This window comes from Acetobacter estunensis, from assembly GCF_019083805.1.
GTDB lineage: Bacteria > Pseudomonadota > Alphaproteobacteria > Acetobacterales > Acetobacteraceae > Acetobacter > Acetobacter estunensis_A.
Window position 1 is genome coordinate 1 of the sequence record NZ_JAHRDV010000077.1, and the last position, 483, is coordinate 483.

Consider the following 483-nt stretch of genomic DNA (forward strand, 5'->3'; position numbering starts at 1 on the left):
CCGCAATCATTGATCAATTGGGATGGCTTTCGCACCTATAATTTCGATGTCATTGACGGCGTGAATTATCAAATCGATGTGTCACAGCCCGCCCGCTATGATGGCGAATGCCAGATGGTGAATCCGCAGGCGGAGCGTATTAAAAACCTGACCTTTAACGGTAAGCCTGTCGACCCGAGCGCTACGTTCCTGGTCGCCACGAATAACTATCGCGCTTACGGCGGCAAGTTTGCCGGCACTGGCGACAGCCATATCGCCTTTGCGTCTCCGGATGAAAATCGCGCCGTGCTGGCGGCATGGATTGGCGCAGAGTCAAAACGCGCAGGCGAAATCCATCCGGCGGCGGATAATAACTGGCGTCTGGCACCAATCCACAGCGATACGACGCTGGATATCCGCTTTGAAACATCGCCAGGCGATAAAGCCGCTGCCTTCATTAAAGAGAAAGGGCAGTATCCGATGAATAAGGTTGCTGTCGATGAT

General features: G+C 53.4%; 1 protein-coding gene. It reads left to right on the forward strand.

The features are described 5' to 3' along the window. Window positions 1-483, forward strand: a 483-nt coding sequence (locus KUA11_RS17060) for a 5'-nucleotidase C-terminal domain-containing protein (protein WP_217412243.1), incomplete at both ends; no start/stop codon positions are given.